General features: G+C 56.7%; 27 protein-coding genes. 9 read left to right on the forward strand and 18 right to left on the reverse strand.

Translation table 11 applies throughout. The features are described from left to right. Positions 1 to 245: 245 nt before the first annotated feature. Entirely contained in the window at positions 246 to 863 is a 618-nt protein-coding gene (locus J2T58_RS09805) for an FmdE family protein (protein WP_253489429.1), read from the forward strand. A 1-nt stretch (position 864) separates the two neighbouring features. Here J2T58_RS09805 and J2T58_RS09810 read toward each other — a convergent pair whose 3' ends face one another. Continuing rightward, the gene (locus tag J2T58_RS09810) at positions 865 to 1,266 is read right to left on the reverse strand and encodes a winged helix-turn-helix transcriptional regulator (RefSeq protein ID WP_253489432.1); all 402 of its coding nucleotides are present in this window, start codon (positions 1,264 to 1,266) and stop codon (positions 865 to 867) included. An 85-nt stretch (positions 1,267 to 1,351) separates the two neighbouring features. Here J2T58_RS09810 and J2T58_RS09815 point away from each other — a divergent pair, with 85 nt between their 5' ends. Both J2T58_RS09815 and J2T58_RS09820 read left to right on the forward strand, forming a co-directional pair. Next, a complete protein-coding gene (locus J2T58_RS09815) occupies positions 1,352 to 2,299 on the forward strand; it encodes an ABC transporter ATP-binding protein (protein WP_253489435.1) in 948 nt (315 codons plus the stop codon). Continuing rightward, positions 2,296 to 3,051 carry an ABC transporter permease gene (locus J2T58_RS09820; RefSeq protein WP_253489438.1) on the forward strand — a complete coding sequence of 252 codons (756 nt, stop codon included), beginning with the start codon at positions 2,296 to 2,298 and terminating at the stop codon, positions 3,049 to 3,051. Before J2T58_RS09815 ends, J2T58_RS09820 begins: the two co-directional genes overlap by 4 nt. A 40-nt stretch (positions 3,052 to 3,091) precedes the next feature. Here J2T58_RS09820 and J2T58_RS09825 read toward each other — a convergent pair whose 3' ends face one another. Further along, positions 3,092 to 4,237, reverse strand: a complete 1,146-nt coding sequence (locus tag J2T58_RS09825) for an iron ABC transporter substrate-binding protein (RefSeq protein WP_253489441.1) — start codon at positions 4,235 to 4,237, stop codon at positions 3,092 to 3,094. A 184-nt stretch (positions 4,238 to 4,421) separates the two neighbouring features. Beyond that, positions 4,422 to 5,561 (reverse strand): iron ABC transporter substrate-binding protein, encoded by a 1,140-nt coding sequence (locus J2T58_RS09830; protein ID WP_253489444.1) that lies wholly within the window; start codon positions 5,559 to 5,561, stop codon positions 4,422 to 4,424. A 251-nt stretch (positions 5,562 to 5,812) separates the two neighbouring features. Here J2T58_RS09830 and J2T58_RS09835 point away from each other — a divergent pair, with 251 nt between their 5' ends. The 3 genes from J2T58_RS09835 to thiC all read left to right on the forward strand — a co-directional run bounded on the left by J2T58_RS09835 (position 5,813) and on the right by thiC (position 9,690). Continuing rightward, the gene (locus J2T58_RS09835) at positions 5,813 to 7,705 is read left to right on the forward strand and encodes a PAS domain S-box protein (RefSeq protein WP_253489446.1); all 1,893 of its coding nucleotides are present in this window, start codon (positions 5,813 to 5,815) and stop codon (positions 7,703 to 7,705) included. Between the two features lie 145 nt (positions 7,706 to 7,850). Beyond that, a complete protein-coding gene (locus tag J2T58_RS09840) occupies positions 7,851 to 8,336 on the forward strand; it encodes a HEAT repeat domain-containing protein (protein WP_253489448.1) in 486 nt (161 codons plus the stop codon). A 115-nt stretch (positions 8,337 to 8,451) separates the two neighbouring features. Next, positions 8,452 to 9,690: a phosphomethylpyrimidine synthase ThiC gene (thiC, locus tag J2T58_RS09845; protein WP_253489449.1), complete on the forward strand. Its 1,239-nt coding sequence runs from the start codon at positions 8,452 to 8,454 to the stop codon at positions 9,688 to 9,690. A gap of 1 nt (position 9,691) precedes the next feature. Here the strand turns inward: thiC and J2T58_RS09850 are convergent, their stop codons facing one another. Continuing rightward, positions 9,692 to 10,798 carry a DUF362 domain-containing protein gene (locus J2T58_RS09850; protein WP_253489451.1) on the reverse strand — a complete coding sequence of 369 codons (1,107 nt, stop codon included), beginning with the start codon at positions 10,796 to 10,798 and terminating at the stop codon, positions 9,692 to 9,694. Positions 10,799 to 11,239: 441 nt separating this feature from the next. Between J2T58_RS09850 and eif1A the strand changes: the two genes are divergently transcribed. After that, the gene (gene eif1A, locus J2T58_RS09855; protein ID WP_253489453.1) at positions 11,240 to 11,596 is read left to right on the forward strand and encodes a translation initiation factor eIF-1A; all 357 of its coding nucleotides are present in this window, start codon (positions 11,240 to 11,242) and stop codon (positions 11,594 to 11,596) included. 27 nt (positions 11,597 to 11,623) lie between these two features. On the opposite strand, the gene J2T58_RS09860 is transcribed toward eif1A, so the two are convergent. Genes J2T58_RS09860 through J2T58_RS09890 form a run of 7 tightly spaced genes read right to left on the reverse strand, consistent with a single transcriptional unit; the run spans position 11,624 to position 16,323 of the window. Beyond that, positions 11,624 to 12,361 (reverse strand): DUF7289 family protein, encoded by a 738-nt coding sequence (locus tag J2T58_RS09860; protein ID WP_253489455.1) that lies wholly within the window; start codon positions 12,359 to 12,361, stop codon positions 11,624 to 11,626. Between the two features lies 1 nt (position 12,362). Then, the gene (locus J2T58_RS09865) at positions 12,363 to 12,797 is read right to left on the reverse strand and encodes a hypothetical protein (RefSeq protein ID WP_253489457.1); all 435 of its coding nucleotides are present in this window, start codon (positions 12,795 to 12,797) and stop codon (positions 12,363 to 12,365) included. After that, positions 12,775 to 13,137 carry a hypothetical protein gene (locus tag J2T58_RS09870; protein WP_253489460.1) on the reverse strand — a complete coding sequence of 121 codons (363 nt, stop codon included), beginning with the start codon at positions 13,135 to 13,137 and terminating at the stop codon, positions 12,775 to 12,777. Before J2T58_RS09870 ends, J2T58_RS09865 begins: the two co-directional genes overlap by 23 nt. Continuing rightward, positions 13,125 to 13,631 carry a DUF7288 family protein gene (locus J2T58_RS09875; protein WP_253489462.1) on the reverse strand — a complete coding sequence of 169 codons (507 nt, stop codon included), beginning with the start codon at positions 13,629 to 13,631 and terminating at the stop codon, positions 13,125 to 13,127. Before J2T58_RS09875 ends, J2T58_RS09870 begins: the two co-directional genes overlap by 13 nt. Continuing rightward, on the reverse strand, positions 13,625 to 14,626 hold the full coding sequence (locus tag J2T58_RS09880; protein ID WP_253489464.1) for a hypothetical protein: 1,002 nt from the start codon (positions 14,624 to 14,626) through the stop codon (positions 13,625 to 13,627). Before J2T58_RS09880 ends, J2T58_RS09875 begins: the two co-directional genes overlap by 7 nt. Next, positions 14,623 to 15,009: a hypothetical protein gene (locus J2T58_RS09885; protein ID WP_253489466.1), complete on the reverse strand. Its 387-nt coding sequence runs from the start codon at positions 15,007 to 15,009 to the stop codon at positions 14,623 to 14,625. The genes J2T58_RS09880 and J2T58_RS09885 overlap by 4 nt, the downstream gene beginning before the upstream one ends. Positions 15,010 to 15,069: 60 nt before the next feature. Beyond that, a complete protein-coding gene (locus J2T58_RS09890; protein WP_253489469.1) occupies positions 15,070 to 16,323 on the reverse strand; it encodes a DUF1015 domain-containing protein in 1,254 nt (417 codons plus the stop codon). 42 nt (positions 16,324 to 16,365) lie between these two features. Between J2T58_RS09890 and rimI the strand changes: the two genes are divergently transcribed. Together rimI and J2T58_RS09900 are read left to right on the forward strand one after the other, a co-directional pair. Next, complete coding sequence (gene rimI, locus J2T58_RS09895) at positions 16,366 to 16,854, forward strand: ribosomal protein S18-alanine N-acetyltransferase (protein ID WP_253489472.1); 489 nt, start codon at positions 16,366 to 16,368, stop codon at positions 16,852 to 16,854. 43 nt (positions 16,855 to 16,897) lie between these two features. Beyond that, positions 16,898 to 17,413: a helix-turn-helix domain-containing protein gene (locus tag J2T58_RS09900; RefSeq protein ID WP_253489475.1), complete on the forward strand. Its 516-nt coding sequence runs from the start codon at positions 16,898 to 16,900 to the stop codon at positions 17,411 to 17,413. On the opposite strand, the gene trpA is transcribed toward J2T58_RS09900, so the two are convergent. Genes trpA through J2T58_RS09935 form a run of 7 tightly spaced genes read right to left on the reverse strand, consistent with a single transcriptional unit; the run spans position 17,388 to position 23,426 of the window. Beyond that, on the reverse strand, positions 17,388 to 18,167 hold the full coding sequence (gene trpA / locus J2T58_RS09905) for a tryptophan synthase subunit alpha (protein WP_253489478.1): 780 nt from the start codon (positions 18,165 to 18,167) through the stop codon (positions 17,388 to 17,390). The two genes, J2T58_RS09900 and trpA, sit on opposite strands and share 26 nt — an antisense overlap. Continuing rightward, positions 18,164 to 19,312 carry a tryptophan synthase subunit beta gene (trpB, locus tag J2T58_RS09910; RefSeq protein WP_253489481.1) on the reverse strand — a complete coding sequence of 383 codons (1,149 nt, stop codon included), beginning with the start codon at positions 19,310 to 19,312 and terminating at the stop codon, positions 18,164 to 18,166. The genes trpA and trpB overlap by 4 nt, the downstream gene beginning before the upstream one ends. Continuing rightward, positions 19,309 to 19,878, reverse strand: coding sequence for a phosphoribosylanthranilate isomerase (locus J2T58_RS09915; protein ID WP_253489484.1), 570 nt, complete (start codon positions 19,876 to 19,878; stop codon positions 19,309 to 19,311). The genes trpB and J2T58_RS09915 overlap by 4 nt, the downstream gene beginning before the upstream one ends. Further along, positions 19,869 to 20,609, reverse strand: a complete 741-nt coding sequence (locus tag J2T58_RS09920) for an indole-3-glycerol-phosphate synthase (RefSeq protein ID WP_253489487.1) — start codon at positions 20,607 to 20,609, stop codon at positions 19,869 to 19,871. The genes J2T58_RS09915 and J2T58_RS09920 overlap by 10 nt, the downstream gene beginning before the upstream one ends. Further along, positions 20,606 to 21,625, reverse strand: coding sequence for an anthranilate phosphoribosyltransferase (gene trpD / locus J2T58_RS09925; protein WP_253489489.1), 1,020 nt, complete (start codon positions 21,623 to 21,625; stop codon positions 20,606 to 20,608). The genes J2T58_RS09920 and trpD overlap by 4 nt, the downstream gene beginning before the upstream one ends. Next, a complete protein-coding gene (locus J2T58_RS09930) occupies positions 21,622 to 22,203 on the reverse strand; it encodes an anthranilate synthase component II (RefSeq protein WP_253489492.1) in 582 nt (193 codons plus the stop codon). The genes trpD and J2T58_RS09930 overlap by 4 nt, the downstream gene beginning before the upstream one ends. Continuing rightward, on the reverse strand, positions 22,200 to 23,426 hold the full coding sequence (locus J2T58_RS09935) for an anthranilate synthase component I family protein (RefSeq protein WP_253489495.1): 1,227 nt from the start codon (positions 23,424 to 23,426) through the stop codon (positions 22,200 to 22,202). Before J2T58_RS09935 ends, J2T58_RS09930 begins: the two co-directional genes overlap by 4 nt. Between the last annotated feature and the right edge of the window lie 97 nt (positions 23,427 to 23,523).

The raw sequence follows: 23,523 nt of genomic DNA on the forward strand, positions 1-23,523 counted from the left end.
ATACTGGCATTATATTTGTTTGTACATATAATTGTACTTTATGGTTTTTCAATATAATTAGGTGGTACTTTTACAAAGGGTTCGCAAAGTGAGATTAGTGTTTTGTTTTCTCTATTGCATCTAATTAAATCATATTTTTTTACCATATTATAGGTTTTTTTAAGGAATATACGAATTATACCCATATTTGATCTTACAAATCCATAGAATCATAATATATAGAACCTGGATACAAAATAATCCGTATGAAAGCACAGGATGACAAAAAGGCCCTATTGGAGGCACTGATCCAGTTCCATGGCCATCTCTGCGGCGGACTTGCCTTTGCCACACGGGTCTGCGAGAAGGCAACAAACGAACTTGGAGTGCAGGGCAATGATGGCAAAGATCTACAGGCAGTGATTGAGACGAGTGAAGCCTGCGGAATCGATGCCATCCAGGTGATCACCGGATGCACCTCTGGAAAAGGGAACCTGAACATCAATGATTACGGGAAGCACGCCTATACCTTCATCAACAGGCGAAACGGGGAGGCGATCCGGATACTCAGACACCGGGACTTTGATCTCGAGAAGATCGATCCCGTCGTCGCAAAACTCAGAAAAGCGGTCTTCTCAGGTGAGGCTACCGAAGAAGAACGGAAGATATTCGACCAGAGGATGGGAAAGGTGGCGGATGTCATCCTCTCGATGCCCGAGGAAGAACTCTTTACCGTCCGGCGTTTCCAGACAGAAGTTATGAAGAAGACAAAAGCCTTTGAACAGGCAGAATGCTCCCGTTGTAAAGAGATGGTTGCTGTAAACCGGCTAAATAAGAGAGATGGTGAGCGTCTCTGCATCCCCTGTTCAGATGAGAGGATGTAGATCAGGTACTCTCGGAATGGGTGGCACAGAGATTCTCTGCCCCATCTACCCGACATGCGGGCAGGCACTCCCGCCGCCCTGATCCTTTCCGATCTGCTGCCCACTCGATCAGCGGCTGCATCGCGAAGCAGAGAGCCGCACCCTCAGCAGTCAGCGAATACTCCACCCGTGGAGGGGTCTCTGCATGGAAGCTCCGGTTCAGCAGGCCTTCAGCCAGAAGATCCGAGAGGGTATCGGTGAGGGTTTTCGGGCTGATTCCTACCAGTATCCGCTCGATATCGGTGAATCGGATACTGCCTGCCATCCCCACTGTCGTGATGATCGGGAGTGCCCACTTCTTCGAAAGGAGCGGGAGAATGCCCCGAAGCGGACAGATGGTTTGAGAGGGCGTATCCCTGCACATTACTTCAGTGTACCATAGTCATCCCTTTTAATGCTATTCTTTCAATAGTAATAGAAAGAAGAGCAATTCAGCAGGAGAAGGGAGTGTGAAAGAAGCAGATCATCACGAGGACGCCATCATCGCAACGGACCTCCGAAAGACCTTCGGCGATATCGTCGCGGTGGACTCGATCTCGTTTGAGGTCAGAAGAGGCGAGATATTCGGATTCCTCGGCCCAAACGGTGCCGGAAAGACGACGACCGCACGGATGCTGACCGGGGTGATGCGGCCGGATGGGGGATCGGCTGCTATCTTCGGCAATGATATCGTGCATGCCCCGGTTCGCGCAAAACAACGATGCGGGGTGGTGCCGGAGACCGCCAACGCCTACACCGACATCTCCGCCTGGCAGAACCTGATGCTGATGGGGGAGCTCTATGGCGTCCCCCGGGGCTATGCGGAAGATCGTGCAGAAACGCTGCTTACAAGCCTCGGCCTCCTCGAACGAAAGGACCAGAAAGTGCAGGGCTTCTCAAAAGGGATGAAACAGCGGCTGATCCTTGCAATGGCACTCCTCCACGAGCCGGATCTCCTCTTCCTCGATGAGCCGACATCCGGCCTCGATGTCCAGAGCACCCACCTGATCACCGGGATGCTCCGGGAGCTGAACAGGAACGGAACCACGATCTTCCTCACCACGCATAACATGGAGGAGGCGAACCGGCTCTGCGACCGGGTCGCTATCATCCGAAAGGGACGGATTGTTGCAATCGACTCACCCGAGCGGCTGAAGATGGCGATAGAACGGCTGCATACCATCGAGGTCAGTTTCAGCCCGGCCGGATCAGCCGGCGACCTCGCAACACTCCCGGGGATCGAGTCTGCCCGCCGGGAAGGGGACAAGTGGGTGATCACCACCGGGGACGTCGATTCTGCCATCCACACAATCACCATCTTCGGAAGAGAACACCATCTGAAGATTGAGATGCTCCGGACACTGGTACCGACCATGGACGAAGCATTTCTCAGGCTTACAGGAGCTGACTCCGCATGAACCCGGAGAGTATCATCGAACAGGCAAAGCGGGCTTTTGCGATCACAAAGAAGGATATCCGGATCTACTATGCAAAAGGGCCGGTCGTGATCTTCGGCCTCTTCATGCCGCTCTTCCTCTTCCTCGCATTCGCAGCCGGAAACCGGGGATTGTCAATGCCGTTTCTCATCTCGGGCCTGTTGGCGATGACCGTCTTCTTCACGGCAACCGCTGTCTCCCCGGTGATCCAGCCCTGGGAGGCGCAGGCACGGACCCTTGAGAGGCTCATCGCCTGCCCCGTCACGATGAAGACCCTGATCGCAGGTGATATGTTCGCCTCCGTCCTCTTTGGGATCGGGATCGCCGTCGTCCCGATTGGGATCGGGGCGATCCTCGGGATCATCCCCCTCCACCCCTTCATCCTCGCCGCCGGGATCATCCTCGCCTCGATCTGCTTCTCGGCGCTCGGGCTCCTCCTCTCGACACCGGCGACGAATGTGCCGTCAAACATCATGATGCTCTCCTCCCTCCTGAAGTTCCCGCTCATCTTCATCAGCGGCGTCTTCATCCCGGTGGAGCAGCTCCCCTTTGCGGGACAGGTGCTTGCAGTCTGCTCCCCCCTCACCTACTTCACCGATATTGCCCGCTACTGCATCATGGGAACGAACACCTTCCCGTTGTTTGCTAACTTCGCTGCACTGGCGGTATTTTCTATCGTATTTACTCTGCTGGCGATCAGGCTGCATGCACGGACGGTGAGCAGGCGGATCTGAGCGATGCCGGAATACTGAAGAGAAAAAGAGAAGGAGGAGATTAGATCGGGATCTGCGTGAACCCGAGGTTTCCATACTGGCTGTTCAGATCTGCAAAGACCGGTTCTCCAAGGAAGAAGGTCATGATCTCTTCAGCCTTCTCCACAGGATCCACATCCTCAAACCGGTCGGGGTAGAGGACGTTCCCGACAAAGTACGCGTTTGCAAGGACCGTCTCGTAGTTTGTCATGTAGAAGTTGTAGGGGAGGACACCATAGACCCTGCCCTCCTTCACCGCAGTCAGTCCTTGTAATGCGGGATCATGCTTCAGCTGCCCGATTGCACCTTCATCATCTGTTGTCATGGTATTCACATCAATGAAGAGATACTCGGGATCCCAGTCCACCAACGCCTCTTTGGCAACATCGGCATGTGCAATACCAAGACCTCCGGCAACATTATCTGCATGCACCCAGAGGAACGGCGGGTACGCCGGTTCGGTCGAGATGATGCCATGGGTTCCGGCAAGGCTCACACCTCCGATATAGACCCGCTTCTGTTCAGCAGCAGGGATATCACCTGTGCGTGCCTCAAGATCCGCTATCGTCGCATCGATGTACGCGATCACCTCTTCGGCACGATCATCTTTTCCTATCGCCGTACCCATCACCCGGAGGGCGGTATGAATCTCGGCTTTTTCGGCATCATTTCTGAGAGAGCCATAGACAAATCCAACCACCGGCAGACCCGTCCTCGCCTTCAGATCGTCTACGTCAGCCATACCGGCGGCATATGAAGTTCCAGGCAGGAATCCCTTGAAGACGAGATCAGGGCCGATAGCAATGATCTTTTCAGGGTCGTCCCTTCCACGCAGCTCGCCAAAGAGTGGGAGCGTCATGAAATGATCGCGGTGGACCAGGGCATAGGGCCTCCCCTCGATCTCCCGGTAGTTCTTATCCTGACTGTCAACACCGACGACGAGATCCTCACCCTGCAGGTACACAAGGTACCGGAGGGTTCCCGATCCCGAACAGAGGACACTCTCAACAGGGGTTGCAAAGGTCACCGTCCGGCCGAAGCCATCCGTCACGGTCATCTCAGATCCAGAAGGCTTCTGATCAGCTCCGGGATCTGTTGTACATCCGGCAACTGCAAGGAGGGCGAGGAGCACCGCTCCGCAGAGGATGACACCAATTCGACTATTCATAGCACCACTTCGTATGAGGATGGGCGAGACGCTTACTTAAACACACCTGTTTATTCTTGTGTAGTAGATATTATAACAAATTTTTCGATGTTTTAACAAATCATGTGAAGAAGAAATCATGCAGGAGGTACGGACAACCGGTGGGGGAACCCCCCCCACTTGGGAGAAAAAGATGAGAAGGGATTCAGAGGTGGAGCTGCGAGAACCCAAGACCGCTATACTGGCTGTTTAACTCTGAGAATACCGGCTCCCCGACGAGGAAGGAGTAGATCTCATCAGCTTTTTCAGCCGGATCGATATCTGCAAACCGCTCCGGGTAGAGGACGCTGCCGACAAAGTACGCATTTGCCAGGACGGTCCCATAGTTTGTGGTATAGGCATTGTACGGGAGTACGCCATAGATCTTCCCGCTCTTCACGGCAGAGAGACAATTCAGTGCGGGATCGGTCGTCAGCTGATCGATCGCACCGGACTCTCCGAGGTTTGTTGTGGAGAGATCGATGAAGATATAGTCGGGATCCCAGTCCACAAGGGCTTCCTTGGCAACATCGGCATGCGCAGTTCCAAGACCGGAAGCCACATTCTCCGCATGCACCCAGCCAAACGGTCCATATGCAGGCTCGGTCGAGATGATGCCGTGGGCACCCCTGCTACCGACACCACCGATATAGACCCGCTTTCGTTCTTCTGGAGGGATATCCCGTGTTCGATCCTCCAGATCGGCAATCGTCTCATCAATGAAGGCGATAACCGCTTCGGCACGTGCCTCCCTCCCGATGACACTGCCCATCAGGCGGAGGGAGTCAAACATCAGGTGACGGTCTGCCTCTGTCCGGAACGATCCATACTGGAACCCGATGACCGGCACCCCGGTTCTCTGCTGAAGTGCCTCGGCATCAGCGGCATCGGCCCCGGATGCTATCCCGGATGAACCCGCCTTGAAGATGAGATCGGGGCCGATTGCAATGACCTTCTCGGGATCATCATTGCCACGGAACTCGCCAAAGAGCGGAAGAGCGGCAAATCTCTCGGCATGAACAATCGAATATGGCCTGCCGAGGACATTATCCTGTTCCTTATCAGCAGAGTCCACCCCGGCAGCCAGATCCTCTGCCTGGAGGTAGACGAGATACCTGAGCGATCCTGCACCCGAGCAGAGGACAGACTCCACATCTGATGGAACCGGGACCTCCCGTCCATACTGGTCGGTGATGATAACCGTATTCTCAGAGGAGAGATCCGCAACACAGCCCGTTGTTGCCAGAAACAGAAGGAGCAGGAGGGGAATCCATCCATAACCAAAGTTAAATTTCCTATAATCCATTATTTTTTAGTTAGCCATCAGTATACATGAAGATATCGCTTTACCACAGCAAATATTAAAAATAAAGCCAAAATTAAGAATTATCCACAAAAATCCCTGACTCTTTCACCATATTGTATCCGGGAAAAGAGGGATAATCGAACGGCAGGGGATCGTTCAAGAGCAGGCAGAGATTCCAACAATGGAGAGCCGGGAGTAGAGGAGATATTTAATAACGATTATTTTATATATAATATACCTATAGAGACACTATGCAACCCCGCCAGGAGGATGAGCATGACATGCAGGCAAGAGTCCTGCGTGGACTCCATTTCCGACCGAAGGGAATGACCATCACCGAAGTGGCCAGGCGTATCGGTGCAACCCGGAACTCGGTCTCAAAGCACCTTGAGATCCTCAGGATCGCAGGAAGGGTTGAGATGCGATCCATCGGCAACGCAAAGCTCTATTCAGTCGCCCGGCGGGTTCCACTCTCGGCCTTCCTCTGTTTTACAAAGAACCTGATCCTTGTCCTTGACAGCGAGAAGAGGATCGTCCATGCCAATGATCTCTTTGTCAAAACCTTCGTACCATCAATGGAGGAGGTGATCGGCCTCTCGATCCATGATGCAGCACTTCCTCTGATCACCTCACCTGAGGGACTCGCAATGATTGAGAGGAATGGAACTGATGAGCATTCCACCACTGATCTCCGGTTCAAGAAAGATTCAGAGGAGCTCTTCTTCCAGATGCAGGTCATACCGACGACATTTGATGATGGTGAAAAGGGGATCACGATTATTTTGGAGGATATAACAGAACGGAAGCGGATGGAAGAGGATCTGCGGGAGAGTGAGGAGCGATACAGGAATATTGTTGAGGATCAGACAGAGTTCATCTGCCGGTTCAGGCCGGATGGAAGATACCTCTTCGTCAATGGGGCCTACTGCCGGTACTTCGGCCTCGACAGGGATGATATCCTTGAGCATGGATACCATCCGGAGATCCCTCCTGAAGACCGGGAGCGGCTCCGGACGTTCTTCACCTCATTGACAGAGAGAACGCCATTTGGGATAATACAGCACCGGATCATCATGCCGGATGGCTCTGTCCGGTGGCAGGAATGGAGTGACCGTGCGATCTTTGACTCCTCGGGGAAGGTCACTGAATATCAGTCCGTCGGCCGCGATATCACCATACAGAAAGAGGCTGAGGAGGCGTTGTTCCAGCAGTCTGCTGCACTCTCCATCCTCAATGAGATCATCATCACCGCTAACAGGTGCCAGAGTATGGAGAAAATACTGGAGACGCTTCTGACGATGACGATCCAGCTCCTTTCGTATGATGCCGGGGGAATCTACCTTATCGATCCCGGTGGGGATACCGCCTCGGTTGTCCATTCATATAATCTGCCACAAGAGTTTCTCACCCATGTCAGAACCATCGGGATTCGTTCACCACCGGCAAGTACACTCTTTCTCAAGGGCGATCCTCTGATAACAGACGCCTACTCTGATACCTGCCCAGTTCATGGACCCCTCTCCGGTTTCTCTTCCGTAGTATGTGTCCCTCTTGTTGCCGGAGGGAGCGTCATCGGCGCACTCAATGTCGCCAGCCGGACGAAGAAGAGAGTGACCCCGCATGAAGAGCAGATACTCCTCTCCATCGGTCGTGAGCTTGGGGCTGCCATCAACCGGATGATTGCGGAAGACCGGCTGCGGAAGAGCGAGCGGCTCTTTCGGGAGATCGTTGACCTCTCTCCCTTCCCGACGGCTATCATCGATGCCGGCGGGAGGTATCTCTTCGTCAACCGCCAGTTCACCCGGACATTCGGGTACATACCTGAAGATATTCCCACCGGAAAAGAATGGTTTGAGAAGGCATTTCCTGACCCTGAGACACGGAGGGGGGTGATCGCCTCATGGAAGGCAGATCGTGAGCAGATACGGCAGGGCGAGGTGAGACCCCGGACATATCCGGTCCGGTGCAAGAATGGCGACACACGGATGATCCTCTTTCAGCCGGTCGAGCTCTCCGATGGGACCGAGTATGTCACGTATACGGATGTCACGGAGGACAGGGCTGCATACAGGATTCTGCTTGGCGAGATCGCATCACTCCAACAGAGAAGGAGTTTGGAGGAAGGCTCAGATGATCCGATATAGAACGATGATCAAAACTCCTGAGGGAATGAAAATTCCATACTATACTAATAAATATATGCAAATCTGTACCGCAGTTCATCAATGATTTATAAATTTACTTTTATGATCAATGTTCATAGAGGAACTATAGAGGAGGTGATAAACGATGGCAGATGGAGAAGAGAAGCAGACCCAGGATGAGGTCTCAACGCATATAAAGAACCTGATGCAGATGGACATATACCATAGCCTGATGGAAGCTGCTGAGCTTGGGAGGATAGGCGGCCCGGCAGTCAGTCCGCTTATGGAGGAGCTTGCTTCCGGAAACAGCGCCGGCCGCTGGAGGGCGGTGATGGCACTTGCCAGGGTGGGGAGCCCGGCTGTTCCGGCACTTATTGATGCTCTGAAGAGGGAGGACGAACATCTTCGGACGGCTGCGGTATGGGCTCTTGCTGAGATCGGGGATGAACGCTCTGTTGACTGCCTCATTGAGAATCTCAATTGCAGTTCCTCAGAGTCCTGCCAGGCAGTAACCGCGGCTGCACTTCTGAAGATTCATACCCCGGCCGCAGTTGCCGCTGTTGAGAAGAAGATGCATGATGCTGGTAAAGAATTCGAGGATGTCGTCTCGGTCGCATTGTATGGCACCTGAGACGCCACCCACTTTTTTCAGGGTTCATTGAAATGGGATTTCCTCCGGACCACAATACGTACGTTCATTCGGGATTGGTGCAGAAGGTGTACGTACAAACCGGAGGATCCAGCAGATGGGCACAATCATAGAAGAGGCACGGCAGGGGCGGATAGCACCCGTCGTCAGGGCCGCAGCAGAGCGGGAGGGGATCGACCCCGCCACCCTCCTCCCGGGGATCGCCCGGGGAAGTATCACTGTGATGGCACGGGGGGATCTCGGCATCGGGATCGGAGAGGGGCTCTCTGCAAAGGTGAATGTGAATATCGGCACATCAACAGTGAAGTCAGATATCGCAGCCGAGGTTGAGAAGGCCAGGATCGCCGAGCGCTATGGAGCAGATACCCTCACCGACCTCTCGATGGGAGGGGATATCCGGGAGATCCGGGCGGCGGTGCTGAAGGGAACGACGCTGCCGCTCACCACCGTCCCAATCTATCAGGCGGTCATCGATGCCGGCGGGATCGGGGAACTCGATGCGGATGGGATTATCGATACCCTCAGGCAGCAGGCGGCGGAGGGGGTGAGCTCATTCGTCCTTCATATCCCGGGCCACAAGACGATTGCAGCCCTGAGAGAGAGTGAGCGTATCCTTGGTGTCGTCTCAAAAGGTGGCTCCATGACTGCGGCATACATGCTCCGGACCGGGAAGGAGAACCCCTTCATCGAGCATTTTGATGAGGTGATGGAGATCGCCCGGCGGCATGAGATCATCGTCTCGCTCGGCAACACGATGCGTGGCGGGAGTATTATGGACGGAACCGATGCAGCCGCACGGATGGAACGGGAGGAGCATATCCGGATCGCCGATGCCTGCAACCGGGAGGGGGTCCAGGTGATCATTGAGGGGTGTGGCGGCCATCTCCGGATCGACCGGATTCCGACCTGTGTCCGTGCGTACAAGGATGCCTGTCCGTACCCCCTCTTCGTCGCCGGACCCCTGGCGACCGACCGGGCCGTCGGCCATGATCAGATCGCAGGGGCGGTCGGGGCGAGCGTCGCCGTCTCAGCGGGGGCGGACTACCTCTGTGCGATCACGCCGGCAGAGCATATCGGCCTTCCCACAAAAGAAGAGGTCCGCGAAGGGCTGATGGCTTTCCGGATCGCAGCTCATATCGGCGATACGGTCAGGATCGGATCAGATGCCGCCGATGCAAGGCTCTCCGTCTGCCGTGCCGGGCTCGACTGGAAAGGCCAGGTACAGCATGCCATCGATCCGGAGCGGATCGCCGAAGTCGTTCCTGATGAGGGGCCCTGCTCGATGTGCGGCGAGTATTGTGCCATCAAGATCATGCGGGAGTCGCTCTCCCGCTGATTCAGATCCGGATCAGGTCATACGCACTTCTTCCAAGCCCGATCCGCTCTCCATGGCGGATCTGCGTTCTGATAGGAATCTCCGGCCAGACCCCGGCGAACTTATCCTCGCCGGGGCGATGGTGTGCGGCCAGTCGCGTCCCTGAGAATCCCTGCTGGCCATCGACGAGATCGAGGCTTGCCGCATCGATTGCGACCGGGTCCGTCGAGGCGAGGATACCGATATCCGGGACGATTGGCCGGTCGCTGAAGGGAGCACAGTCGCAGTCCGGGGTGATCCGAAGGAGGACATTCAGGTAGAGTGCCTTTTCTGGGAAGAGGGAGGCGGCACCGAGGGCGTACTCGGCGAGGTATTCCGAGAGGCGTGCGGCATCACGTTTATAATCGAAGTAGATCGCCGATTCCGGGCAGACCTCAAGGCAGATGCCGCAGCCGATACATCGGTGCGAATCAACCAGTGCAAAGCCATCGAACCTGATCGCCCCCTCCGGGCAGGCAGAGATGCAGCCGCCGCAGCCGACACACTCCTCATCCCTGACGATGGCGGGCATCGCCCGGTGCTGTTCGCGTTTTCCCTCTGCGGAGGCACACCCCATCGCAAGGTTCTTGATCGCACCGCCAAACCCGGCGACGGCATGGCCCTTCAGGTGCGACACCACGACCAGGGCATCCGCCTCGGCGATCCCCGCAGCAATCCGGGTCTCGTTCTTATGCACACCCGGGATCTCCACCACCACATCATTCTTCGACCGCAGACCATCAGCAATAAAGACCGGGGCGCCGATCACCTCGGAGCCGAACCCGTGCCGGATCGCAAGGGCGAGATGGGAGACGGCATCAAACCGCATCCCCCGGTAGAGGGTGTTCGTATCGGTCACAAACGGGACCCCGCCCGCCTCTTTCACCTTCGAGACGACCTGCCGGATATAGAGGGGGGAGACGAAGCTGTCGCACCCCTCCTCTCCGAAATGGGTCTTCACCGCGACAAGCCCCTGGTCCGGGATCATCTCCTTCAGGCCGGCCTCGTCAAGGATCCTAAGGATCTTTGCCTGGAGGCTCTCCCCACAACATCCCGCCTCAGACGAGGCGAACCACACCTTTGCAGCCATGGAGAAAGGTGGGGCGTTCATGGGAGAAGATACTTGGGGAGGGGGGGGAGGTATTTCCATTTTGGAAACAACTGCCGGTAGGAGGCGAGTTCTAAGACGAGCGATACAACCAGAATAAGATTTGGGTTTCAGAAAGTGGAATACACATCAAGGTGGGTTGATGGTTGTTTCCAGGCCTGGTGTTGAAGTGCTACAATACCACAACATCCAGCAATTATCCAGCCTGCATCCAACGTAATTTTTAAAATTTTACAATATTGGAGCCTGTTTTTTTAATTTGAGGTTTTTAAAGGCTTAAATAATATCCAACTATTATCTAAATCTGAAAGGCCCTCTTCTCTGCCTTTGGTATAGATCCAAGGCGAACCACACCACCCCGTCACAGAGGGAATCTTTTAAGTAACCATGCAATCAATACCTAACCAGATACCTGCGCCATGAATGGATACATTCAGCAACGATACCGCAGGGGAGAAAGAGGTAGATCATCTGACTGGAAATAACAGGAAACCCGGAGAACCGGAAGAGGTCGTGCGTGTCCGTCTTCCAAATAAGCGTATGAAAGAACAATTCGCCGTTGCAGATCTGATGCTTGGATCGAACCATATCCGGATTCGCTGCGGGGACGGAATCACCCGTATGGGACGGATCAAAGGGAAGATCAAGAAGCGGGTCTGGATCCGTGAGGGAGATATTTTAATCGTCATTCCCTGGAGCTTCCAGGATGAGAAGGCCGATATCATCTATCGCTATACCAAGCCGCAGGTGGACTGGCTCAGATCCCATAACTACCTCTGATATTCTCTCTTTTTAAAAAAAAAAGATTCAGAATCCGGATACCCGGATAACCACCGTTCTGATGACGAGGCGGTTGACACCATGCCTGCGATATTCATCACCAGTTCGAACAAATCCGAGACGGTCGGTCATATAATTCCCCCAGGCAACTGAATAGTCATCGCCGGGATCAGCATTATAGCGGAGAGAGACATGCTCCCCTGCATTAATCTGATATTCATCTGTTCTGACGGAGACACCTTTCATCTCGATCCGGCCGACACCCGCAATAGATCGGGTCCTCTCCGTCTTAATCTCAATAAACGAGAGGATAAGCGTATTGCTCGGATCATCATAGAACCATCGCGGCTCTGCAATCATCGCAGAACCTGTCCCAAATCCCGGACGGGTCAGGACCGCCCCATTCTCGATGACGATATGTGTCCTGTCATGATCCGCAACATACCGGAGCTGGCCGGGGGTGCTCTCTTTGGTAAGATTACCACCTTTGTAAACCTCAAAGAATCCCGACGCATCCGTCACCGTCAGCACCCCTCCCTGTACCTGGAGTGCCGTCTCCTTGTAGGGAACCATCTTATAGCTGAGACTCTTGAAGTCGTTCTGGAGAACGATCATCGTCTGCTCCATATTCCGAACATCTGCCTGGCTCTGGCCGGCGACGATGAGGGGGAGACCATACAGGACGACGATCGCTATCCCGGTCACGACGATTGAGAAGATGAGGATGAAACCTACCGCCTCCGATACCCCGTCATCATGCCGCATCTCAGACACCTCCTGAGTCATAGACGATCCTGGTAAATCCGCCCCCGGTCGTCGATCCCATGACTGCTCTCGTCGCCCCGATCCCGGCAAGCGAGATCACCGTCTGAGACCGCTCGTTCCTGACCTCTATCTCCTGATCAGTACCTGCCCGCCTCACCGTGATGGTATAGCCAGCTCCGAGGACCTCCTCGGGAATATCTATTTCTGATATGATCGAGCCGTTCACCGGGGCGATGGTATAGACATCCACCACCCGGACAGACATCCCGTTGCCGATATCGACAAAGGAGTGGTAGGTGAACCGTTCGGCCGGCCTTTCCATCAGGGCATGATTGGCCGTGATCATCACCATCACAAGGAGGACCATCAGAACTCCGGTAATAATGATATAACCGATGAGGTTTGCAACACCGTCAGACGAGCAGGGTCTCTTCATACACTGTAACTCCGTTATTATATCGTATCATTACCCTCGTCATATGAGGAATATCCGGTTCTGGTCTCCAATCCACTGAAATGATTGCATGGTTCCTCTTCAGTGAGAGAAGCCGCATATCCTCATAGACATCATGAGTAAATGAATCATCCCCAACTGAACTGATCACCTGCCCCCGGAGATCACGTATCTCGTGTTTGGGGAACTCAAGGACTCCTTCCGCAGTCGTCTGGCCGACAAGCGTCGCCTGGCTGACGATGAGCATCAGGAAGAGGAGCGAGATGCTGATGAGAAACCCCATCAGGACGATCCACTGCCCGTCTTCATTCAGCCCCGCCATAGGATCACCTCAAGGAGAACCACCTGGTCCCTATTCTGGATCGGAGGATGGAGATTATGCCCCTCTCGCAGATAGACCCACCTCGTTACCCGTACCGCAGGATCATATCCCGTATACTTTTCAGACTCCTTGAATTTGACAGATCCAGTCGTAGAGCCTGTCCGGTATAATATATTCGCAGAATATTGCACATAATCATCATCAAGGGCAAAGGATCGCTCCCTGAGAAGCCGATAGTAGTCCTCATGGAAACCTCCATCATCCCCGTTATTGAGCAGAATCTCAAGCTGTGTCCTCCCACCACGCCCGATGGGCATATCCATCACCGCCAGTGCATCAGCCCCCAGCTGCTCAAGGAGCATATCATCAATATGGGTATCACCCGGCGTATAGATACTGATCGCCTGGAAGACGATTGTCGCTGTTGCGATCATCAGGAGTGCCGCCGCAACCCCCTCGATGGTATACAGGGTTGCATCATCCCGCACTACCATACCGCCACCTCAAGGATCCCGGGCTCTGCTGGAGGAATGGATGCAGTACTATAATCATACCTGATCACCTGGCGATCGGCACCGTCCGGATTACGAGGAAAAATGAAGGTAATTGTTATTGTATCTGCCTGGCGCCACGGAGGATTTGTAACCGGATGAAGCACAAAGATAAAATCATCTGAAACCGGCTCACCATCCTGCAACGTATCATCGAGAGAGACGACCTCATTCCCATCAATCTCAACTGTATAGGCGGCAAACGGGATGGTGATCCCCTGCCTCGCGATCTCGATCTCATGAAGAACCACGGTCTCATTCCCGGTGACATTGAGGTACTCTCTGATGTTCCTGACCTCAATCCGGAGCGGATCGACCCGTGGATCGATCCGGAAGAGAGGATCAACCGACCGGTCAATAAGGGTGGGACATGGGATCTCGATGGTGAGCCGCTGATCAGCGGTCTGATTCTCCGGGAGATGAAACTCATGGTGAACATATCCATCCCTGATAAGAGATGACGTCTCTTTGACGGTTACCACCCGCCTCACCACGCCGAACTGCTCAGGAGGGGTAGGCCCGACGGACCACCGGTCATCTCTATGACTGAGGGTGATATGAAAGGAGTACGGGTAGTCCCCAAAGATGAGGGAACGCAGGTAATCATCAGGATAGGTGAAGAAACCGGTATCAAAGAAGCGATCAATCTTCGCCGGCGAGAGGATATGGGGGCTCCCATGCTCGACGGTAAGCCCCATCCTGATGACATTACCGGGATCTGTCTGCTGCTCCCAGACAGGGAAGTCCGGTGATATTGGCATACCGGGATCCTCGACCAGGATCACCCCGGTCCGGTACGCAACGGCATCATAATCAATCTTGGCTGACTGGACAGCAAAGAGGGGGTGGGGAACCATTGCAACGACGACAATGAAGGCTGAGATGAAGATGGTAAACCCGACCAGAAAGTCGATGGGAACCATCGCCCTGTCCTTCAATCGCCAGCCCCCTCCCAGATGATCACAGGTGTCGGTTCGGAGGGCACGGGGAAGTTCCCGGGATCGATCGCCCTCTCCGGCTCCCGGCCCTCCCAATCGGTAAAGACGATCTCCCCGGAGGTGATATACACCATCAGGAATGCACCCTCCGGATCACGGGTGAGGAACGCCCATGATGCCGCGGTCTCATCGGGGTGGACATCACGGCCGATGATCAGAAATACCTGATCACCCGCTGCTGCTACCGCCTCATCAAGGCCGATCCGGAGAACCTCTTCCCCCGGAGGGTCAAGGAAGACCAGAGAGGGGAGAGGATCATCCTGTGAGGGAGCTATACACCCGGATATTAGGAGGAGGAGAGCGAGGATCAGAACAGGGAACATGATACATACCTGATCTCTCTTTTCTCTTTCAATCCTATGAGCTTTTGGATCACCGGCAGGTCAGTCAAGCAGATGTACAACGAGGCCCGAGAGGAGTTTGGGCTCAAACCATGTCGATTTCGGTGGCATAATGCCATCCTCATCTGCGATTGAACAGATATCATTGACATCTATCGGCTGCATCAGGATAGCCGCTGCATACTCCCCGGAGTCGACACGGGCGATGAGATCGGCAACTGGTGCTGCACCACCCATGAAATCAAGGCGTGGATCACCACGGGGATCATGGATCCCAAGGAGCGGCGAGAGGACCCTCTCCTGCAGGAGCGAGACATCGAGGCGGCCGATGGCATCTGTTGCCGGGTCGATCGGATGAGAGAGTTCGTAGAATCGTCCCGCAACATAGAGGTGCATACAGTATCGATCAGAGTCGCCCGCCATCGGCGGGATCGTCGATGCATGCAGATCCGGGCTGAAGATCTCACGGACCGTGAAGAGGGTCGTCAGTTTTGCAAGAAAATCCTCCGCAGTCATCCCGTTCAGATCCTTCATCAGGCGGGAATAGCCATGGATGAGCACCGAGTCGTGGGCAAAGAGGACGCCCATGAACCGGGTCGCCTCCTCTGTGAGATCGCCCCTCTCCTTGCGCCGCTCTGCAACATTGACGGCACTCTTCGCACGGTGATGGCCATCTGCAATATACAGGGACGGCACATTCGCAAAGAGGGTGGTAATCTCCCTGATTACCGCCGGATCCCTGATCGGATAGATCCTGTGTATCGAACCGGAGACCGTCGTCGTCTCTGCGATCGGATCGCCCGCTACAGCATCCTCGATATACTTCCGGAGACCCCCGGGATCACGGTACAGGAGAAAGACCTGACCGGTATTGGCATTGACTGCATCGATATGGCGTGTCCGATCCTCCTCTTTGTCATACCGGGTCAGCTCGTGCCGCTTGACCACCCGGTTCTGGTACTCAAAAACCCCGACACAGGCGACGAGGCCGGTGAAGGTTTGTCCCTCATCCTCCACCTGGTAGACGGAGTAGCTCTCTTCATCATCCTTTTGGAAGAGTCCCTTCTCCTGCATCTCCGTGAAGACCGCGCGGGCACGCTCATAGACGGCATCGTCATAGGGAGGGGTGTCCGGCAGTTCTGCATCGGATCGGATAACCCGGAGAAAGCTCTTTGGATTCTCTGCGATACATGCCGCAGCCTCTTCTGCGCTGACGACATCATAGGGGACTGATGGAATGTTTGCAGACTCCTCCGGTGCCGGACGGAGTGCTGTAAACGGATATATGGCAACCATGGAAAACTCCACGTAGTAGTAGGTACTGTACTCTAAAGAAAGATGGTGACGGTACGACCAGAGCCGGGGTTTGGGATCGGGTTTTACATCCGGCGTGCGATCCCGGCTGATATCCCTGAGATCTCAGCGATTGAGAAAGAGGCCTTCACCGACCCCTGGGGAGAGGAGGGGATCCGGGAGGCGATGACCCTCTATCTCACCTCATTTTTTGTTGCGGTCGCGGACGGAAAGGTCATCGGCTTCGTCGGTGGAGGGCTTGAGAATACCGGGGAGGTCATCTACGGCCACCTCTGCACACTCTTCGTTGCGGAGCAGTACCGCAACCGCGGACTCGGCCGTGCCCTCAGCGACCGGATTGACCATGACTTCATCCTGCATGGGGCAACAGCTGTACAGCTTGAGGTACGGGTCTCAAACCGGGATGCAATCGCCTTCTACCGGAGGTTAGGGTACCAGGAGATCTTCACCTATGACAGCTATTACAAAGATGGCGAGGACGGGGTCGTGATGATGAAGTGGTTCTCATCATGATGATGGGATGAATCTTATCCTTCCATGCGCATATCCTATGATAATGTTCTCCCGTCGGATCTTTGAGACTGAATTTGCTGAGGCGCTCGAAGAGGAGCTGAAGAGGAGGGATATGACGGTCCGGGAGCTCTCCCAGAAGACCGGCATCCCCCCGGCAACACTCTATAAGATCGCATCAGGTGAGCGGGACCCCCGCCTCTCGACGGTACGGCGGATCGTTGCCACGCTTGAGCCGCAGGAGGGCCGCTTCATCGCAGTCATCGCCGCAAAGTTTCTCCTCGACGAGATCGAAGGGTCCGAGGTCTCCGTTGAGGGGGAGCCTGTCCGGCTGAAAGGGTATGCGGCAAACTCCATCGACGAGTGCATCACCGCGGCTGTTGAGGCGAGGAAGGAAGGTGCCGCCGGTGTCATCTGTGCCCCGGTCCTCGCCTCGATCATCGAGCGGGTCGTTGACATCCCGGTGGCGATACTCAAGCCCGAGCCGAAGACGGTCATCGATGCCGCAGGGATCATCGCACGGCGGATCGAGCGGTTCAGGAAGGGCGGATCCCCGCCCTGATAGCCCTGACCACCGCCGCGACATCCTCCCCCGGATCGCCGGATGATGCCTCGATTGCGGCGGTGATCGCCGAGCCGGCGATGACGGCATCCGCACCCGCAGAGACAGCCTCTTCAGCCGTTCCGGCGGATCCAATCCCAAATCCGACGGCAACAGGGAGGTCCGTTACCGCCTTCAACGCTTCTATCCGGGGACAGAGATCGGTCGGGAGATGGTCCCGCCGCCCGGTGACACCGGGGGCCGAGACGAGATAGAGGAACCCCTTTCCGAGAGTGCCAAACTCCTTCATCCTCATCGTGGGCGTCGATGGGGCGATGATGAAGATGGGATCAAGCCTCTCCTGCGCGATGAGGGATCGCCCCTCCTCAGGCGGCATATCAACGACCAGAATACCATCGGCGCCCGCCTCTGCTGCATCCAGCAGGAAACGATCCTCACCTCTGGCAATGACCGGGTTTGCATAGGTCATCAGGATGATCGGCACCTCGCTCTCTCTTCTGACAGCCTCGATGAGCGAGAAGACCGTCCCGATGCCATTGCCTGACCGGATCGCCCGTTCATGACCCCGCCGGATGACGGGACCGTCTGCGACCGGGTTTGTGAACGGAACGATCAGCTCGATCATATCGGCCCCCGCTGTGATCATCGCACGGATCACCGCAAGCGATGCCTCAGGGGTCGGGTCCCCGGCAATGGTGCAGGCAATGAGGAGGGGCTGGCTCCGGCGGCCAAAGGCGTCCGTTATCCGGGTCATGCCCCACCCCCGGTGATCGCCTGGAGGTCCTTATCCCCACGTCCTGAGAGGGTGACGGCGATGAGGCTCTCCTCCGGCATCTCCTCAGCGAGGCGGAGGGCGGCGGCGACCGCATGGGCCGACTCCAGTGCCGGGATAATCCCTTCTCTCCGTGAGAGGAGACGGAAGGCCGCCACCGCCTCTGCATCGGTGACGGTGAGATACTCTGCCCGGCCGATGTCGCGGAGGAGGGCATGCTCCGGGCCGACACCCGGATAGTCAAGTCCGGCCGAGATGCTGTGGGTCGGACTGATCCTCCCCTCCTCATCCTGGAGGAGGGAGGTGTAGGCACCATGAAGGACACCCGGGCTGCCGCAGGTGAGGGAAGCACCATGATCACCGGGATTCAGTCCTCTGCCACCGGCTTCGGCACCGATCAGCCGGACCGGATCATCGAGGAGGGGGAAGAATGTCCCGATGGCATTTGATCCGCCCCCGACACAGGCGACGACGGCATCAGGCAGCCTCCCCTCCTCTGCAATGGACTGGGATCGCAGCTCCTCCCCGATCACCGACTGGAGATCACGGACCATCCGTGGGAAGGGGTCGGGGCCGACACAGGATCCAATCAGGTAATGCGAGTCGTCGGCGGTCGCGGCCCAGCTCCGGAGCGCCTCATCGACGGCATCAGAGAGGGTCTTTGATCCCGTCGTCACCGGGGTGACGGTTGCCCCGAGAAGCTCCATCCGGGAGACATTCGGGGCCTGGCGCTGCATATCGACCGCTCCCATGAAGACCTCCACCTCAAGGCCGAGGACCGCACCCGCCATCGCCGTCGCCACACCGTGCTGGCCGGCCCCGGTCTCGGCGATCAGGCGGGTTTTCCCACTCTTCTCTGCGAGGAGCGCCTGGCCAAGCGTATTGTTGATCTTATGGGCACCCCCATGAAGGAGATCCTCTCTCTTGAGGCAGATGGTCGAATTCGTCCCAAGGTTTCTGCACCGGTAGAGCGGGGTTGCCCGGCCGGCATAGCGTCTGAGGAGAGAACCGAGTTCTTCCTGTGCCTTGGGATCCTCTCTGAAGGCATCATAGGCATCGGCAAGATCACGGAGCGGCTCCATCAGGATCTCAGGGGCATACCGGCCTCCGTATGGCCCAAACCTCATATGCCACCCCGACATGCCCGAAGAAATGCCTCCATCAGGATCGGATCCTTCAGGCCCGGCCGCCGTTCGACACCACTTGAGACATCCAGCCCGGCCGGATGAAGTGAAGAGACCACAGCGGGTACCGAAGCCGGGGTGAGACCTCCGGCGAGGATCACCGGGAGATCGGTCCGCCGGATCGCCGCCTCCGCATGATCGATATCCATCCGGATACCCCGGCCACGTGACGCATCGAGGAGGAGGCGATCCGATCCCTCGGGGGGATCTGCGATCCCGTCCCAGTCGGTGATGGTGATGAACCGGTCCGGAACAGAGAGGGGATGATAGATCTGAACGGCATCCGGGGAGAGGCTGCAGATCATCCGGAGATCCGCCGGGGACCGGCTCGTCGTGACACAGACCGTCTCGACCCTCCCTGACGCTGCCTCCATGATCGCCTCTGCACGGCGCCGGGATACTGAACGGGGGGAGTCTGAAGAGAGGATGATCCCGATCGCATCAGCCCCTGCATCAATCGCAGCGAGGGCATCTGCGGGGCGGGTGATCCCGCATATTTTTACATACATGCAAACGCCTCTGTTGCTCTCCTTGGATCATCTGATGATGCAATTGCGGTTCCGATGAGGACCGCGCCGCACCTGCCACGGTACCTTCCCAGATCCTCCGGTGTCATGATACCGCTCATGACAACAGCCATCCGCCCGTATGATCGGATCAGGGGGGCAAGCCGGAGAGCACGGTCAGGATCGATCTGAAGCGTCCGGAGATCCCGGTTATTGATCCCGATGATCCGGGCACCGGTCGCCAGTGCCGCCTCTGCTTCTGCCTCATCTGCGATCTCAACGACCGGCTCAAGGCCGCAGGCAAACGAGTGATCAACGAATGCCGGGAGATCATCTCCAAGCACCATCGCTATCAGAAGGACGGCATCAGCACCGATGGAACGGGTTTCCGCAATCTGTGCAGGATGGACGAGGATATCTTTCCTCAGAACCGGGAGATCGGTATGCCGCTTCACCTCCCTGATGAAGGAGGGGTCGCCCCCAAAGACCGTCGGTTCGGTCAGGACCGAGATGGCGGCCGCACCACCGGCGGCCATCTCCCGTGCAAGGAGGCCGGGGGGGAGCGAGGCACCGGTCGGCCCGGACGGGGAGGCATACTTCACCTCAGCGATCACCGCAGGATCAGAAGCAGTGAGTGCATCATAGAAGGGTCGCACCGGATCATGGGTATCGGGGACGCTCTCCGGAAGGAGCTCCCCTCTCCTGAGAGAGGCGGCGATGAGGGCCTCTATCATGAGAGATCACCCCTGGAGAAGCCGGCAAGGAGGCGGAGGGATTCGGCCGCCCTGCCATCATCGATGGAGGCTTCCGCGATGGAGAGGGCGGCAGGGAAGGTCTCTGCCCCGCCGCCGGCGATGATCGCCCCTGCCGCATTCAGGAGGACAATGTCACGGCAGGGTCCCTCCTCTCCGTTGAGGAGAGCCCGGACAACTCCTGCACTTTCGGCGGGATTCTCCACACGAAGCGATGTAACAGGAGCGTCGGAGAGCCCGAGATCCGATGCCAGAAGCGTATATTCGGAGATTGTTCCGTCCTTTAGCTCAAGGATCCGGTTCTCTCCATGGAGTGCAAGTTCATCGAGCCCTGCTCCGGAAACGACGAGTGCCCGCCGGACCCCGAGCGATCGAAGTGCTTCAGCCATCGGGTGAAGAAGGGCGGGATCGGCAACCCCGAGCAGTCGGTTCACCGGGCCTGCGGGGTGCGAGAGGGGTCCGAGGATATTGAAGATCGTCCGGAACCCGAGTTCGGACCGTATCGAGGCAAGGCTCCTCATCACCGGATGATACTGGCCTGCCGGAAGGAACGCAATCCCGGCTACACGAAGAGCCTCGCCAACCTTCCCTGAAGGCAGGCCGGGTGCCACCCCGAGTTCTGCAAGGAGATCAGCTGAGCCGGATCTGCTGGTGACCGCCCGGTTTCCGTGTTTCAGGACAGGGATGCCTGCGCCTGCCGTGACGAAGGCGGCGGCAGTACTGATGTTGAAGGTCATCGCATGGTCGCCGCCTGTCCCGCAGGTATCAACGGCCTTCTCCGCACCCTGGAGTGAGAGCGGGCGGGCATGGGAGAGAAGGTATGATGCACAGAGAGAGAGATCCTCACCGGTGAGCGTATGGTGACGGAGTGCCGTCAGGAATGCACCCGCCTGGGCAGGGGTTGCACACCCCGAGATGAGATCATCAAAGGCAGACCCTATCGCACCGGGTGGGAGCGGGGTCCCCTCGATGATGGACCGGCAGATGGACTGAATCATGCGACCACCCCCTCCTTCAGAAACGATTCGACAAGACCGGGGCCGTCCCTGGTCAGGAAGCTCTCGGGATGGAACTGTACCCCTTCAATCGGGTATCGACGGTGGCGGATGCCCATCGGGAGATCATCGCCGACCGATCTGGCGGTGATGACCAGATCGTCCGGAAGCCTGGTCCGGTCAACCACAAGGGAGTGGTACCGGACGGCAGGGAAGGGATTTGGGAGCCCGGTATATATCCCGGCTCCATCATGGCGGATGGATGTCACCTCCCCATGGACCGGGCGGGGTGCATGGATGATATAGCCTCCTTCGGCGGTGCAGATCGCCTGATGGCCAAGGCAGACACCGAGCGTCGGGGTATTGTGAGAGAGGGTGTTGAGGACCTCACCCAGAAGGGGAAAGTCTCCCGGCCTCCCCGGACCAGGGGAGAGGATGATCCGATCGGGATCCGCCTCGGTTACCCGGTCAAGGGGTTGATCCGCCGGGATGACAATCGGCTCTGCCCCAAGACCCCCGATGATCTGGACGAGGTTATAGCTGAAACTGTCGAAACAGTCGATGATGACGACCTTCATCATCCAGCCCTCCCGGCAGCCGCGATGGCACGGAGGCAGGCTTCCGCCTTGATCGCCGTCTCATCGTACTCTCTGTCGGGATCGGATCCGGCAACGATACCGGCACCAGCCTGAACCTCTGCCATCCCGTTCCTGATCACAACCGTCCGGATGGTGATCGCAAAGTCGAGCGATCCGACTCCTGCGATCCCGACTGCCCCGGCATAGATGCCACGGGAAGCACCCTCCTCACCTGCGATCAGCTCCATTGCACGCCTCTTCGGGGCACCGGTCACGGTTCCTGCCGGAAAACAGGATCTCAGTGCATCATAGCCGTCATAGCCTGCCGCCGACTCGGCAGATACCGTCGTGACGAGATGCATCACCCGCGAATACCGTGCCACCTCCGCATACGGAGAGACACGGACCGAACCATACCGGGCAACACGGCCGATATCGTTCCGTGCGAGATCGACGAGCATCAGGTGTTCGGACCGCTCCTTCGGATCTGCCAGGAGTTCCCCGGCAAGAGCGGCATCATGGAGAGGATCACGACCACGCGGCCTTGTCCCTGCGATAGGCACAGTCGTGAGCGCAGGGCCGCGTGCCGAGACGAGCATCTCCGGGCTCTCCCCTGCCACCTGTTCATCCCCATAATCAAGGAAATATCCATAGCAGGACGGGTTCTTCGACCGGAGATGCGCATAGATGGACAACGGATCCTTCTCATACGGAAGATTAAATTTGCGGGAGAGGACTGCCTGGTAACAGTCACCATCCCGTATCCGTGCTTTGAGCCTCCGGACACCGTCGGTGAAGATGGATCGATCCATCGTCGTGGCAGTGGCTCCGGGAATGGGGGCTTCTGAGACCATCCCCATTGAGAGATCCGCATCCTCGAGGGAGTGAGCCATCCTGCGGAGACGAACATCAGCCTCATCGCCGGGACGCCTCGACGAGAGGGTGATCTCGTCCGGAGTAATGACTGCACTCTCACGGGGAATGAGGAATCGGCCTCCCCCCTCATATCCAAGATACCCGGCAGGGGAGAATGGAGGATGAGAGGCGATGGAGCGGAGGGTATCGAACGGATCACCGGGGAGATCGATGATCTCAGAGGAGAAACCGAGGGTCACCGGGAGATCCGGGAACTCAAGAATATAACCAGGCCCGTCAGCGAGGGCCGCATAGACCGCAACCGGATCTGCACCCGGGATCGGGAGAGAGAGGACGGTTGCGGAGGTCACCAGTCCGATGGCATCACCGGAATATCAGAGCTGCTCTGCATACGCTATCATGTGTTTTGTACATATTTATACATTACCATACAGATATGTACATCAA

It is taken from the genome of Methanocalculus alkaliphilus (genome assembly GCF_024170505.1).
GTDB lineage: Archaea > Halobacteriota > Methanomicrobia > Methanomicrobiales > Methanocorpusculaceae > Methanocalculus > Methanocalculus alkaliphilus.